Source organism: Holdemania sp. Marseille-P2844, assembly GCF_900120005.1.
GTDB lineage: Bacteria > Bacillota_I > Bacilli_A > Erysipelotrichales > Erysipelotrichaceae > Holdemania.
This window is the reverse complement of record NZ_LT635450.1, coordinates 124,572-138,734: the sequence shown is the minus strand read 5'-3', so window position 1 is coordinate 138,734 and position 14,163 is coordinate 124,572. Positions and strand designations below refer to the sequence as shown.

The window sequence follows — 14,163 nt, the reverse complement described above, 5'->3', positions numbered from 1 at the left end:
TTCAAGCGAGTGTGATGAAAAGTGATTTCAGCTTCATTGCGATTCGCATGGGAAATCGCTTTATGTTACCGTTTTTGCCGGCTTTCTGCAGGGAGGTGAAAATAAGTAGAAAAGAAGACTTGACAACCCGAGCCTACAACTGTAGACTTTGGGTAGAAACAGAGAGAAAAGGAGGATTTGGATATGCGATTGACATCCGCTGAATTTCGCTTTATGGATCTGTTGTGGGAAAGGGAGCCGGTTTCATCGGGAGAGCTGGTCGCGGTGTGCGATCAGAAATTCGGCTGGAAGAAATCGACGACCTACACCTTCATCAAACGGCTGCAGGAAAAAGGCGTAATCGCCAATGAAAAGTCGATTGTCCGAGCACTTTACAAACGTGACGAATGTGAACGTGAGGAAAGCGGCGAAGTCGTCGATCAGGTTTTCAAAGGCTCGCTGCCGCAGTTTGTCACCGCTTTTCTGCAGGACCGGAAGCTGTCTGAAAAAGAAATCGACGAATTGAAAGATTTGCTGGACCGTCAGAAGAAGAAATAATGAATACGCTGACGACTCTTTTTCAGACGATCTTAAACATGAGCCTGGCCGCCAGTATCGTCGCTGCCGCGGTCATGGTTGTGCGGCTGCCGTTAAAGAAAGCGCCGAAAATTTTCTCCTACGCCCTGTGGGCGTTCGTTTTCATCCGATTGGTGCTGCCGTTTTCGTTTACCAGCCAACTCAGCGTGCTGAGCGTGGCGAATCCGGCCGTTTCCGAGCGGGGCGGAGTGCTGTTTGTCGTGCCTTCCGCCAGTCAACCGGTATCGGCCGTGCCGCGGCCGGTGATCAAAACCGGCGATCCGGCGGTCAATCTGCCTCAAACAGAGCTTAATGCTGACGCCGGTATTTCCGACAGTCACAAGCCGACACTGTCCCAACCAACTTTGCCGCAGTCCGGCGCCGAAGCTTCAGCACCTTCTTCGACAGCGACGATTTCGCCGCTTTTGCAGGCGGCCAGCGTGATCTGGGTGATCGGGATGATCGGCTATGCCGGTTTGCTGATCGCCAACAGTCTGGCGCTGCGTCATCGGCTGCGCTTTGCGATGCGCAGCCGGCAGAACATTTATGAATGTGAAGCGATCACTTCGCCGTTTATCTATGGTCTGGTCCATCCGAAAATCTATCTGCCGATGGATCTGGATTCCCGCCAGCGTAAATATGTGCTGACGCATGAACGTGTGCATCTGCGGCGGCATGATTATGTGTTTAAAATGATCGGGTCGCTGGCGCTGATGTTCCACTGGTTCAATCCAATTTTGTGGTATGCTTACATCCTCATGAGCAAGGATATGGAAATGGCTTGCGACGAAGCGGTATTGGGCCAGTTGGGAAGCGGCGGCCGGGTGAATTACGGTATGACGTTATTGCAGTTTGCCTCCAGGCCGACGATCACCGCGCTGTCGTTCAGCGAAAGCAATACGAAGCTCAGGATCAAGAATATTCTGAATTATAAGAAACCAACGTTCTGGGTGCTGGCGGCCGGGATCGCGGCGTGCCTGCTCTTAGCGGTGCCGTTATTGAGCAATCCGGCTTTCGGCAAGGATCAGCGCCGGATTAACGAGCTGCTGAAGGAAGCGGAAGCGGCGCAGATCGAAAGCGTGAGTATGACGGTCAATCTGAACGAACCGTATAACCAGTATCAATGGTCGATCATTCCGATGATGGATCAGGATCAGGTGATCGTGCTGGGCGAACAGAATTTGGAGCGGAAGGTGGCGGTCGCTTATGACTTTAAAACCGGGGAAGTTGAAGCCGCCGATCTGAAAACTTCGGTCTGGGGCGCGGAGCAGTGCGCGGGCTTAGGCGATCTGTTTTATCATTTGTATGTGGATGATTTTGTCATTCCGGAAGCGCTGAACAATGTCAATCTGGCGTTGGGCGATCATCTGACGTCCATCAGCTACTGCACGGTGTTCGAGCCGTTGGGCCCGATTTCACTGAGCTATGGATCGAATTCCGATCAGCTGATAGCGCAGTTCACGAAAATGAACGAGCCGGGTTCCGGCCAGCTTGTTTACGATAAGAACTCGGGCCGGTATTTGATTAACAGCGCGGCGGAACAGCTGGCATTGCCGGAATCGTTCTGGGATGAGTTTGTCGATCGCATTCTGCTTTATGATCAGCAGGAGATCGTCCAGAATTCCACGTGTGCGGTGTTGGAAGACGGACGGTTCAGCTGTCCGGAAAGCTTCGGGGTGCTGCCGCTGGGTGCGCAGCAGGTAGCGCCGTTAGTGGCCTGGAATGAAACCCATGAGCTCAGCGAGGATTACGGCGTGATCGGCTGGGATCTGATCGACGATCAGACCGAAGACCGCACGCGGATTCCGGTTCTGGCCATGGCTGAAGGCACGATCCGTGAGATCGGCGAGGATGAACAGGGCCGTCGCTACCTCGTGGTCGATCATCCGAGCTTGGGGATCAGTGCGTTCTACGGCGGTTTGAATGATAGAATATACCGCACGGAAGGCGAAGAAATCTATCATCCGGGTCAGCTGTTAGGCTATCTGTCGACGGACAACCTGCCGGAGGATCAGCGGCCGGCGCTGCATTTCGCGGTGATGTCCGGCGGTGAAACGCTGGGCGATCTGGTGCCTTATCTGCAATATGCGATGGCTTCGCCGGTGAAGATCAACGTTTTTGAAGTTCTGGATCTCACGTTTGAGATCAATGAGGAAAAGCTGGCGCTCATGGATGCGATTGTCGCTGAATCGAATGCCTATTCCGAATATGCCGGTCGGCGCGCTGTCATTGAGCGGACGTATGCTCAACAGAAAGGGATTTCGCTGACAGCGCAGGCCAACGATTTTCCGACGCTGAATATTTCGCAGGAGGTCGGAACGAACAAGCTGTATATTGACCGCGGCTACCGGCTGAATGAAACAGTGCGCAATGTGATTCCGGGTGCGGATGGAAACTTTTTGATCAACGTGAATCTGGACCGCAGTCCGACGATGGGCAACAATACGACGTATGAATGCAATGCGTATTTTCCAGAACTTCAAGTGTGGCTGAACACAACCTATAATCCGAGTACCGGGCAGTATTTAGCCACCGATCTCAACATGGAAGACGAAGCGCTGATGGAAGCGACATACGCGGTGTTCGACGAACTCAACGGCAGAATTCTCAGGACCGATGAGCGGGCGCTGGATCTGGCTTTGCAGCTGATCCAGGTGATGACCGACGAACAGCCGGCAGAATATAATCTGGAGCCGATGGCTTCCCTGTTTGAATAACTTTAATCACAACCGAGTTTCTGACATCCCGCAAAAAAACAGCTTTTCCATCGAGTTGTGAAAAGACCGGCTTGATGACAGAGGAAGAAATACTGACTTCGTTGTCCATGAAAATAAGAGCTTTAAAGAAGCTGGCTGCACAAAGTGAAATCATACTTTGATCGGCCGGCTTTTTTTTGCGCAGATTAACGCCGGTGAATCTGAGCGATTACCGGGGAATTCCCTTCATTACAGCCTGGCCCAAACCTCAGCGTAAAAATACGGCGGCCAAAGAAATCAAGGAAGTATAAATAAAGCTTATATATAATGAATTATAGCTTATGGATTAGAAATGATTATTGGACAAATTTTAAAATCAGCGGTACCATTTTTCATGTGGAAGCGCTATCAAGCGTAAAACAAGGAGAAAGAAAAATGAAACTGAAGAAACTCTCTGCACTTCTGGCAGCTGGTTTGCTCTGTTTGACGGCAGTCACCGGTTGCTCGCAAACCCCGGCCGCTCCGGAACAGGAAGCGACGCCAACGTCAGGTTCCGATGTCACAACAATGCGCGTTGCGACGTGGAACATCGACTCCAAGGCTCATCCGGACATCAAGGAAATGTCCAACATCATCCATGAACGCGGCATTGAAATCATGGGTTTCCAGGAAATTGATATCCTGAACACCCGCAACGACTACGACATGGCTCAGGACTTTGTCAACGACAATTATCCCTACGTCCACTTCGCCAAGGGACGTGACTTCGCTGACGGCTATTTCGGCGTCGGTACGACTTCTTCTTTAGAATTCCAGGAAATCAGCTCAGTTCCAATCGAGAGCACGGGCAGTAAAGCCACCAAGACGCTGGAACGCGTCGTCGTAGAAAAAGAAGGCAAGCAGATTGCGTTCTATGTCACGCACACCAGCTGGGAAAACAACGATCTGCGCCGCCGTCAGTTTACGGAAATCATTGAACGATTGGCTGCGGATCCGATTCCATACAAGATCCTGGTCGCGGACTTCAACGCTGACCAGAGCCTGTATGAATACGACATCTTCAAAGACAATTATAATATTTCCAACGGTAAGGACGGCGTCTGGTTTGATTCGTTCAACGGCACTGACGATTCAATGAAGGTCATGACCGTTGACAACATCATCACAACGAAAAACATCAACATTACGCACGTCGAAACTTATCACTCTGATATGGCTGACCATGAACTGATGTTTGCGGATATCGAGCTGCTGGACGAAGCGGCGCCGATGATCGAACATGACTGCGCGCTGGGGCAGGATGTCACGGCGACCAGCACAGCCGACGATTCCCATCCGTACAACATGGTTGACTGCGATGAAAAGACAGTCTGGCAGTCCGGCGAGGGCGAACAGGAAGTCGTCCTGACGCTGGATCGTCCGTATACCGCGAAGAAACTGGGCGTCCAATGGGGCGAAAAAGCACCGGAAAGCTTCCATGTTGAAACTTCGATCAACGGCACGGATTACATTGCGGTTGCCGATGGTACAAAAGACACGACAGAAATCGCTTTGAACGGCGAAGTCAAATATGTCAAGCTTGTTCTGGACGCGGTTGAAGGCGGAAGCCAGATCGCAACGTTAAGCTTCTATGGCGACTGGATCACACCGACGGCCGGCAGCGATGCAAGTCTGCTGGTTAACGGCGATATGGAAAGCGAAGAAGGCTGGACCTTAACCAATGCGACGGAAGAAGGCAATGCGGAATACGCGCTGGCTTACGAAGAAGTGGAAGCAGGGAATAAAGCGGCGAAGATCACGAAGACCGGTGCGGATGCCGGCGACGCTTCGATCGAACAGACTGTTGAAGTACAGCCGAACGAACGTTACCAGTTAAGCTTCATGCACAAGACCGATACGCTGCATTCCGGCAACTTCTGTTACGAAATCAACCAGATGGATGCGGAAGGCAACACGATTTCCACACATCTGGCGAAGCTGACGGACAACCTGAACATGAGCGCAGATTTCCGGAAATTTGATTACAACGTCATCACCGCGGCCAATGCGGCCAGCGTGAAGATTGCGCTGCATGTCGTGGGTGAAGGCGAAGGCAGCCTGTGGCTGGATAACGTCACATTCAAGGAAGTTGTTCCGACGGAATGTGTCTATGTCCAAGCTGATAAAACAGCGCTGAAAGTCGGCGAAACCGCAACTCTGAGTGCGGATGTTCTGCCGAAGAGCGCCAATGATATCCACATGAACTGGGTATCGTTAGACGAAAGCATCGCCACGGTTGATGAGAATGGCAAGGTCACTGCGAATGCGGCGGGCAAGGTCTTAGTCGGTCTGCTGAGCGACAGCGATCTGTTAGCGGAAAGCTACGTTCTGATCACCGTCGAATAATCAAAATAAGATTGAAGAAATGGCGTCCCGAAGGGGCGTCTTTTTTTGCGCAGAGAGGGTTAGCTCTGGGCAGGGCAGAGAATCTGAGAGCTTTTAAATACAGGATGAAGGGATAAGGCGAAAGACTTTGAATCCCAGACTGAATTGCGTTGGCAACTTATCCGGCCGCAAGAATAAGCTGGAGTAGTGGTTTGTTCAATTCCGGCGTCTTTGTACGAATCGTGCCGGAATTATGCTATGATGATAGAAAAGAAATGAGGGATGTGCGATGTTGACACTTCGATTACCGGATCAATCTGAAATTCAGGTTCAGCCGGGGTTGACGATCGCCCAGCTGGCAGCGAAGCAGGATGATCCGCTTATGCTGGCAGGCGGAATCTTAAACGGGAAGGTTCATGATTTGAACTATCGTTTGAATAAAAGCGGGGCGTTTGAATGGATTCGCCGGGATAGTCTGATCGGTCAGATGATGACGGAACGCACGCTGAGCTTTTTATTGATCACGGCGGTGCGGCTGTGCTTCAACGGCACGGATGTTTTAATCGAGCATTCACTGGCGGGCGGCTTATATGGCACGCTGATTCGGGAAAAACCGGTCACATCGCAGGAATTGGAACAGATCAAGACGAAAATGCAGGAAATGATCGACAAACGGGAGCCCATTTACCGGCGTGTTGTTTCCAAGGCGGAGGCTGTGGCGCACTTTGAAGCGCTTGGGATGCACGATAAAGCCAGTCTGTTAAGACAGCGGACAGCGGCGAAATGCAGCGTTTATACCTGCGCGGGAGTTGACGATTATTTTTATGGCGTGATGCTGCCGGATGCTTCGTGGATCACCCAATTTACATTGCAGAAGGTCCATCAGGGGTTCTGGCTGAGCACGGAAAAAGAATTTGTTGATCAGCCGAAGTTGTTTGAAGTTTACCGTCAGTTTGAACAGCGGGGCCGGGAAACGGGAATTTCGATGATCTCTCAGCTGAATGAAAAAATCCGCGAGGGATGTCTGCCGCAGATTATTGCAGACAATGAAAGCCGGGTGGCGCGGGATCTGGACCGTCTGGCGGATCAAATCACAGCTTGCCCTGAGTTGAAAATCGTGTTGATTGCCGGCCCCAGCTCCGCCGGGAAAACGACGTTTTCCCGCCGCCTGGCTCTGGCGCTGCGTCAGCGCGGAAGGGATCCGATCGCAATCTCGATGGACGATTTTTTCCTTAACCGCGAAGACAGTCCGCGGCTGCCGGATGGAACGCACGATTATGAGAATATCGAATGTCTGGATCTGAAACTGTTTAACGCGTCGATGGAAGCGCTAATTGGCGGTTTGCCGGTCGTGCTGCCGACGTATGATTTCAAGCTGGGCGAGAAACGGTTTGTCCGTGATCCGCTGACGCTGAAGCCGGCTCAGATTCTGATTCTGGAGGGGCTGCATGCGCTCAATCCGCGCAGCTCGGAAAACATTGCGGAAAGCGCGAAGTTTCGCGTGTATATCAACGCCCTGACGCATCTGAATCTGGATCGGCATAATCGGATTACAACGACGGATTATCGTTTAATCCGACGGATGACGCGGGATTATCAGTTCCGCGGGCGCAGCGTACAGAGTACGCTGGACGGTTGGGAACAGGTGAAGGCTGGAGAGGATCGGTATATTTATCCGTATCAGGAACAGGCAGAGTGCTTGTTCAACACGTCGATGGATTATGAGCTGCCGATTTTGAAAACAATTCTGGCGCCGTTATTGGATCAGGTGCCTGTGGACGCGCCGGAGTATATTGAGGCTAACCGGATCCGCCGGCTGCTTGCGTATTTCGATGGCGGCGATCCGGCACTTGTGCCGCATGATTCCATTTTGGCGGAGTTCATCGGCGGCAGTGTGTTTGAGGAATAATTCGGGAAACTTCTGGTCGAGCGGTTCCTGCTTCCGGTTGATTGCCGGATGGGTCATCCGGGGTTATGATGGAAATCAGAAGCGAGGAGGAAGCTTATGAAACAATCTGGAAAAACGATGGGCATGATCATCGCCCGGCTGCGCAAGGCGCAGGGAATGACGCAGGCCGAGTTGGCGGAAAAGATGCAGGTGACGGATAAAGCGGTGTCGAAATGGGAACGGGATTTATCCTGCCCGGATATTCAATCGCTGCCGCGGCTGGCGGAAATTCTCGGGGTCTCTGTGGAGGAATTAATGCAGGGCGAAACCCGTCCCGCGTCGTTAGTGAAGCGAATCAACGAGATCGTAGATCTGGTGCTGAAGGCGCTGGTCGTCGCGATGGGCATCGCGCTGATCGTGTGTTCTGTTTTAAAGACGCTGAAACCCACGAGTGGGTTCCAGCTGGCAGATCTGGGGCTGGCCAGCGCAGGAATTCTGTTTCTGCGGCAGGGGAAGGAGACAATTTAGGTCAGGTTTTCTTTCTGCGTTTGAGAATCAGCGTACAACAAGCGGATGTTTCAATAAAATACACGATGCTTTATAAACGCAAGGCAAATAAAAAGATGGGGTTCCATCTTTTTATTTGATATTTCCTCAGAAGAAATCTTTGAATGTCATTACTGACCGCGTGAAATTATTTTATTTATACAGCGGACCATAAGCCGCGCAGGCACGGTAATCGGCGCTCTCCAGATCCTTCGTGCCGAAGGCCGCCCAGCTGTGCGGCCGGAACAGATCGTTGTCGCTCAGGTTGTGCATCGAAACCGGGATTCGCAGCATGCTTGCCAGCGTGATCAGATCCTTGCCGATATGGCCATAAGTGAAGGTGCCATGGTTGGCGCCCCAGTTGGCCATGACGGAATAGACATCCTTAAACGCTGAATTGGCTTCGTCTAAACGCGGAACAAACCAGGTCGTCGGCCAGGTCGGATCGGTGCGCTGATCGAGAATTTTGTGCATTTCATCATCCAGAACGACCGTCCAGCCTTCGGCGATCTGCATGACCGGGCCGATGCCCTGAACCAGATTCATCCGGACCATCGTAACCGGCATTTCTGCGTGGGTGCGGAAATGGGAGGAGAAGCCGCCGCCGCGGAAGTAGCCGAGATCCGCCGGACACCAGTCGGTCGCCTTCAGACAGGCGTCGATGTCCGCGTCGGTCATTTCCCACCAGGTTTTCATGACGCCCTGGCCGTTTTCATCCTTGGCGCAGCCGGTGGCGTCCAGCGCCGCCGCACCGGAGTTGATCAGATGGATGAAGCCGTTGGCCGCCCGGCCTTCCGGTTTGCGTCCGACGACGCGCTCGACTGCTTCCGGACTCCAATAGGTGCGCACGTCCGCAAAGATGGAAGCACGGTGGTTCAGCAGCTTTTCAAATAACATCGCGACGCCGTTGAGCGTATCGTTTTCCGTCGCCAGCACCAGCGGTTCTTTTTTGCCGTTCCAGTTGAACGAGGAGTTAGTGATCGCCTCGGCGAAGTCGCCGTTAGGCATGTAGTCGGTCCACATCCGCTGACCCTGGAAGCCACCCGCGATCGCATTGCGGCCGATCGCTTCCTCATGCCGGCCGATCGCATTCAGCTTGTCGTTGCCCAGCATGATGTCGCGGATGATCATCGTCATCTTCGTGACGAACTGCCACTGCTTTTCCTTATCCTCGGCGCTGTACGGCTTGGCGTTCTTGTCGAAGCCTTCCGGACAGTTGGCCTTAACCCAGGCGTAAGCCCGTTCGTATTCTTCATGATCGTAGATTTCCAGATTGACGCGGCGGATGATTTCCGACATGTCCACCCATTCGGCGCGGATGCCTAAATACTTCTGGAAGAAATCCGGGTCGCAGCAGCTGCCCATGATGCCCATCGCAATCGCGCCGATGTTGACATAAGCTTTGTTGCGCATTTCGCCGACCGCAATGGCGCAGCGGGCGAAGCGCAGGATCTTTTCCTGAACGTCGGCCGGAATTGAGCGGTCGTCGGCGTCCTGAACGTCATGACCATAAATGGAGAAGGCCGGCAGCCCCTTCTGGGCATGGGCTGCCATGACGGCTGCCAGATACACCGCGCCCGGACGTTCGGTGCCGTTGAAGCCCCAGACGGCCTTGACGGTCGTCGGATCAAGATCCATCGTTTCTGAACCATAGCACCAGCACGGCGTGACCGATAAGGTGCCGCAGACATTTTCACGGCCGAACTTATCTGCGCACAGCGCCGCTTCCCGGCCGCCGCCGATCGTTGAATCAGCGATTACGACCTGCACCGGCGTACCGTCGGAATAGGTCAGGTTGGCTTCAATCAACGCCTTGGCGGCTTTCGCCATGCCCATCGTCTGTTCTTCAAGACCTTCGCGGATGCCGCCCCAGCGGCCGTCGATGGTCGGACGGATTCCAATCTTGCATTTACTTAATTCCATCTCTGTTCTCCTTTTTTGTTTTTTATTTTATATCTTCATGAAGAGGATCGGATCAGGCCACTTCGTTCACCGCGGCCTGAGCTTTGAATTGTTTCAGCCGGGTGATCTGGGAAGTCATGGAAGCTTGTGGAACGGCCGTCATGATTTTCTCGCTGTGCTGGATCAGATCGGTGATCTGGGCATGATCCGCGACCAGCCCTTCCGCGATCAGCTGCACGGCGATGTTGCCCAGCGCCGTGGCCTCGACGGGTCCGGCAATCACGCGTTTTCCGGTGGCGTCGGCGATCTTCTGGCGCAGCGTTGCGGACTGACAGCCGCCTCCCACCATATATAAGGTATCGGAAGGCTGCCCCGTCAGGGCTTCCAGCTCGTCGAACGCCAGCTTCATCTGTGCGGCCAGGCTCTGGTAAACGCACCAGAACAGCTCGCCATGCGTCTGCGGCAGCGGCTGACCGGTCGCTTTCAGATAATCGTGAATTCGCCTGATCGTCTGGCCGAATTCGCGGAAGGTCGGCGCCTGCGTGTCGATCAGGCCGTCGTAGCTCTGGGCTTTGTCCATCATCGCTTCAATTTCATCGTAGGTCAGCGCCGTTCCCTGACGCTGCAGCTCGGCCTTGCATTGCTGGATGATCCACAGCCCGGTCAGGTTGCGCACCAGCCGGGTTTTGCCGCCGGGACTGCCTTCGTTGGAAACACCCAGCTGGGCGCTGGCTTCGGTAATCACCGGCTGATCGAGAATCTGACCCGTGATCGCCCAGGTCCCGCAGCTTAAGAATATCGGATGGTTTTCCTCCGTCGGCAGCGCGTAGATCGCACTGGCCGTGTCATGCGCTCCGCACAGCAGCACGTCGATCTCCCCGCAGCCGCACTCCGCGGCAATTTCCGGTTTTAACGTTCCCAATATCTCGCCCGGATAGCGCAGCGGCGCAAATAAATCCGGCTGCAGTCCTAACCGCTCAAGCAGTTCTGTATGAATACCGGTACGCTCCGGATTGAGACATTGCGAGGTCGAGGCAATCGTGAACTCGCACGCCTGCTTTCCCGTCAGAAAATAGCCGATCAGATCTGGCATGAACAACAGCTGATGCGCCCGCTCCAGCACTTCCGGCCGCTGGTTTTTCAAGGCTGCCAGCTGCATCAGCGTGTTGATTTCATCCGGCGTGTTGCCAGTCTGGGCAAACAGCTCCTGCATCGAAATAGTTTCACTCAGCGTCTTCAGAATCCCGCGGGTCCGCTCGTCCCGATAGCAGATCGGATTTTCGATCAGCCTGCCGCTTTCGTCCAGCAAGCCGAAATCCACGCCCCAGGTGTCGATTGCCAGCGATTTCACCGTGTAGCGCTGCGCGGCAAGCGCAATGCCTTTTTTGATTTGATTGAATAAGTTTAAGACGTCCCAATACAACGAACCACAGCAGGCCACCGGCTCGTTGGCAAAACGGTGGATCTCATGACAGCGAAGCGTCTTTCCATCGGTCTGCGCGGCGATCACGCGGCCACTGCTGGCGCCTAAGTCAATCGCAAGTACGCACGGTTCCATCGCTATTTCCCGGAATATTTCTTATAGCCCGGATGCTTGCCGGTGACGTGATACGTCGTGTCGCGCATGGTGATCAGCCGATCAATGTTTTCCCGCGAAATGTCCTTTACTCCGCCTAACAGCCTCGCGTTCAGCATGATCTTGGCCGTCAGCTCCAGCGTTTCCATGCGGTAATACGCGGTGATCAGATCACAGCCGACCGTCAGTGCCCCGTGGTTTTCCAATAAGATGACGTCGTGTTCCTTCAAAAACGGCGCGATGCCTTCCGGAACTTCGTCGGTCGACGGGGTGCCGTACGGCGCGATCGGAACCGAGCCGATCGCAATGACCGATTCGATCATCGCGTAATCGTCCATCGGTACGTGCGCGCAGGCAAACCCGGTCGCGGTGGCCGGATGCGCGTGAACGACCGCGCCGACATCCTCGCGCTCTTTGTAGCAGCGCAGGTGCATCTTAATTTCGCTGCTTGGCCGATAACCCTCCAGCGCTTCCAGCACCTCGCCTTGGCCATTGATTTTGATCAGCTTTTCCGGCGTGATAAAGCTTTTTGAGATGCCGGTCGGCGTCGCTAAATAAAGGTCCTCGCCGATCTTGACGGACACGTTGCCGTCGTTGGCCGCAACCCAGCCCTGCTGCCACATTTTGTGACAAACGTCGCAGATCTGTTCGCGGATTTCCTGTTCATTCATGATGTTTCATCCTCCCTATACGATAATTGTGGCATAATCTTCCAGCGCATGCAAGCGTTGAATGAAACCGCTGCCACCGTAAAAAAGACAGGCTGAAACTCAAGTTGGAAAAAACGTCGTAATGAAGCGTTTCTATGAAATCATCGTGAAGAATGTTCGAAAGAACGATCTTTGAACTTTCCGTGAAAACGTTGAAAAATGATGAATTTCATCACTCCTTTCAGCGACGCGGGAAAGGAAAAAAACAAACATATTGTATTCCGCGAAAGTGATATTTTACTGAGTGATAAGATAAGCAAAAGATCAAAGAAAGTTCTTCCTATCCGAAAATGATCGTTTGCCTGCCTTTTAAATCAAAGGTCCGCTGAAAGAATCATTGCGGCGACTTCAATTTCATCAAATACAGCTGGCGGCAAATCATAAAATAGAGAGCATGAAAAAGACGAACATTCTCAGTTCGTCCTCACTTTCGATCAGTCTTTCAATCCAACGTCGGAAGTCTTTGCTTCTTTCAGCCACCGCCGGTAAGTCAGATCAATCCCCAGCGCGCCGAGCGGCGCGGTGATCAGGATTGCCATCACCGCCGCGCTTAAGACCAGTTCGCCGCAGGCCAGTCCCAGACTCAGCGGAACCGCACCGATCGCAGCTTGAACCGTCGCTTTCGGGCAATATGCGATCATGCAGAAAAGCCGTTCCTTCCGATTCAGCGGTGTTTTGATCAGACATAACGCTACCGCCGTCATTCTGAAGAACAACGCCGTGAAAATCAAAAGAATCAGCGATCCCCCGGCCTTGAACAGATACGCCGGATTCACGACCGCGCCGACCAGAACGAATAACATCATTTCCGCTCCGACCCATAAGCGGGAAAATTTCTGCGACAGACGTTCGGCTAAAATGGTATAACGGCTGTAAATCGCAATTCCCATTGCCATTACCGCTAACAGACCGGAAAACGGCAGCATCGTTTTCAGCCGGGTTTCCGTTTCCAGCAACAGAAACGCCACGCTCATCAGAATTAAAACCTTCAGGGAATCGCGCAGATGAATCTTCCGGAAAAACCAGCACAACATTAGCCCTGTCAGGGCGCCGGTCAAAATCCCAACCGTAATTGAAACTGGAATTTGAAACAGCGCCGCGGCGGAAAGCGGACCGCCTTGAGCTAAGGCGAGGAAGCTGGAAAACAACACGATGACAAACACGTCGTCGGCCGAGGCGCCGGCCATGATCATCTGCGGAATGGATTGTTCAGTTCCGCGTTTTTCCTCCATCAGCTTCAACATCCGCGGTACGATGACCGCCGGGGAAACCGCAGCGATCACCGCGCCCATGACCGCGCTTTCCACTACGGATAATCCCAAAAGCTTCGGCCCCAATACAACATAAGCAAGAATTTCCAGAGCGGCTGGTACAAAGCAAAGCAGAACCGCCGGCCGGCCGACCCGTTTTAAATCGTTCAGATCCAGCGCCAGTCCGGCCCGCAGCAGAATTAACACCAGCGCCAGCTGCCGCAGCTCCGCCGCAATCCCCATCAAGCTGTCAGAGTACCAGTTTAAGCCATACGGCCCTAATAAAATCCCGGTTAAAATCATTCCGAGTAACCCCGGAAGCCGCAGCCGTTCCAATATCTGACTGAACAGAATTCCTACTAAAAATAAGCATGCGAGACTGGTCAACATTTTTTTCTCCTCCTATGATTTCTCCTGCTCTCTACCGATAATCCACAAAAAAAGCTGACGACCTATGCGAAAAACACACAGAAGTCATCAGCTGATACAGCGGTTTAGGCACATTGCCTGGGGAGACATCATTCCCTGTTCTTTATTTAAACGGATTTTGGACACATTGTCAAGATTGTAAAAAATCCTTCAGTTGTGGCGAAAAGCCGCAGCGTGTATAATGAGGTACAGGCGAAAGCCTGTTTTTGGGATAAAATCAGTTAAAAACGATTGAAAACCCGGTGAA

At 53.0% G+C, this 14,163-nt stretch carries 9 protein-coding genes and 1 riboswitch; of the genes, 5 read left to right on the top strand and 4 right to left on the bottom strand.

Annotated features, from left to right (window positions below; all coding sequences use genetic code 11):
• The first annotated feature begins 183 nt into the window (after window positions 1-183).
• The 5 genes from BQ7364_RS05375 to BQ7364_RS05355 all read left to right on the top strand — a co-directional run bounded on the left by BQ7364_RS05375 (window position 184) and on the right by BQ7364_RS05355 (window position 8,031).
• Window positions 184-537 (top strand): BlaI/MecI/CopY family transcriptional regulator, encoded by a 354-nt coding sequence (locus tag BQ7364_RS05375; RefSeq protein ID WP_072683767.1) that lies wholly within the window; start codon window positions 184-186, stop codon window positions 535-537.
• Window positions 537-3,272: a M56 family metallopeptidase gene (locus tag BQ7364_RS05370; protein WP_072683766.1), complete on the top strand. Its 2,736-nt coding sequence runs from the start codon at window positions 537-539 to the stop codon at window positions 3,270-3,272. Before BQ7364_RS05375 ends, BQ7364_RS05370 begins: the two co-directional genes overlap by 1 nt.
• Before the next feature lie 414 nt (window positions 3,273-3,686).
• A complete protein-coding gene (locus tag BQ7364_RS05365; protein WP_072683765.1) occupies window positions 3,687-5,636 on the top strand; it encodes an Ig-like domain-containing protein in 1,950 nt (649 codons plus the stop codon).
• Window positions 5,637-5,904: 268 nt separating this feature from the next.
• Window positions 5,905-7,524 (top strand): nucleoside kinase, encoded by a 1,620-nt coding sequence (locus BQ7364_RS05360; RefSeq protein WP_072683764.1) that lies wholly within the window; start codon window positions 5,905-5,907, stop codon window positions 7,522-7,524.
• A gap of 96 nt (window positions 7,525-7,620) precedes the next feature.
• Window positions 7,621-8,031: a helix-turn-helix domain-containing protein gene (locus tag BQ7364_RS05355; RefSeq protein WP_072683763.1), complete on the top strand. Its 411-nt coding sequence runs from the start codon at window positions 7,621-7,623 to the stop codon at window positions 8,029-8,031.
• A gap of 171 nt (window positions 8,032-8,202) precedes the next feature.
• Here BQ7364_RS05355 and BQ7364_RS05350 read toward each other — a convergent pair whose 3' ends face one another.
• The 4 genes from BQ7364_RS05350 to BQ7364_RS05335 all read right to left on the bottom strand — a co-directional run bounded on the left by BQ7364_RS05350 (window position 8,203) and on the right by BQ7364_RS05335 (window position 13,877).
• Window positions 8,203-9,972, bottom strand: coding sequence for an L-fucose isomerase (locus tag BQ7364_RS05350; protein ID WP_072683762.1), 1,770 nt, complete (start codon window positions 9,970-9,972; stop codon window positions 8,203-8,205).
• Between the two features lie 52 nt (window positions 9,973-10,024).
• The gene (locus BQ7364_RS05345; protein WP_072683761.1) at window positions 10,025-11,509 is read right to left on the bottom strand and encodes a rhamnulokinase; all 1,485 of its coding nucleotides are present in this window, start codon (window positions 11,507-11,509) and stop codon (window positions 10,025-10,027) included.
• A gap of 2 nt (window positions 11,510-11,511) precedes the next feature.
• The gene (locus BQ7364_RS05340) at window positions 11,512-12,198 is read right to left on the bottom strand and encodes a class II aldolase/adducin family protein (RefSeq protein ID WP_072683760.1); all 687 of its coding nucleotides are present in this window, start codon (window positions 12,196-12,198) and stop codon (window positions 11,512-11,514) included.
• A gap of 473 nt (window positions 12,199-12,671) precedes the next feature.
• Window positions 12,672-13,877 carry a cation:proton antiporter gene (locus BQ7364_RS05335; protein WP_072683759.1) on the bottom strand — a complete coding sequence of 402 codons (1,206 nt, stop codon included), beginning with the start codon at window positions 13,875-13,877 and terminating at the stop codon, window positions 12,672-12,674.
• Between the two features lie 71 nt (window positions 13,878-13,948).
• Window positions 13,949-14,022: riboswitch (Fluoride riboswitch) on the bottom strand.
• Window positions 14,023-14,163: the final 141 nt, after the last annotated feature.

What these genes read in the sequence shown, in the direction of transcription:
- BQ7364_RS05375 (WP_072683767.1), top strand. Translation starts at nt 184, where the DNA reads ATGCGATTGACATCCGCTGAATTTCGCTTTATGGATCTGTTGTGGGAA.
- BQ7364_RS05370 (WP_072683766.1), top strand. Translation starts at nt 537, where the DNA reads ATGAATACGCTGACGACTCTTTTTCAGACGATCTTAAACATGAGCCTG.
- BQ7364_RS05365 (WP_072683765.1), top strand. Translation starts at nt 3,687, where the DNA reads ATGAAACTGAAGAAACTCTCTGCACTTCTGGCAGCTGGTTTGCTCTGT.
- BQ7364_RS05360 (WP_072683764.1), top strand. Translation starts at nt 5,905, where the DNA reads ATGTTGACACTTCGATTACCGGATCAATCTGAAATTCAGGTTCAGCCG.
- BQ7364_RS05355 (WP_072683763.1), top strand. Translation starts at nt 7,621, where the DNA reads ATGAAACAATCTGGAAAAACGATGGGCATGATCATCGCCCGGCTGCGC.
- BQ7364_RS05350 (WP_072683762.1), bottom strand. Translation starts at nt 9,972, where the DNA reads ATGGAATTAAGTAAATGCAAGATTGGAATCCGTCCGACCATCGACGGC.
- BQ7364_RS05345 (WP_072683761.1), bottom strand. Translation starts at nt 11,509, where the DNA reads ATGGAACCGTGCGTACTTGCGATTGACTTAGGCGCCAGCAGTGGCCGC.
- BQ7364_RS05340 (WP_072683760.1), bottom strand. Translation starts at nt 12,198, where the DNA reads ATGAATGAACAGGAAATCCGCGAACAGATCTGCGACGTTTGTCACAAA.
- BQ7364_RS05335 (WP_072683759.1), bottom strand. Translation starts at nt 13,877, where the DNA reads ATGTTGACCAGTCTCGCATGCTTATTTTTAGTAGGAATTCTGTTCAGT.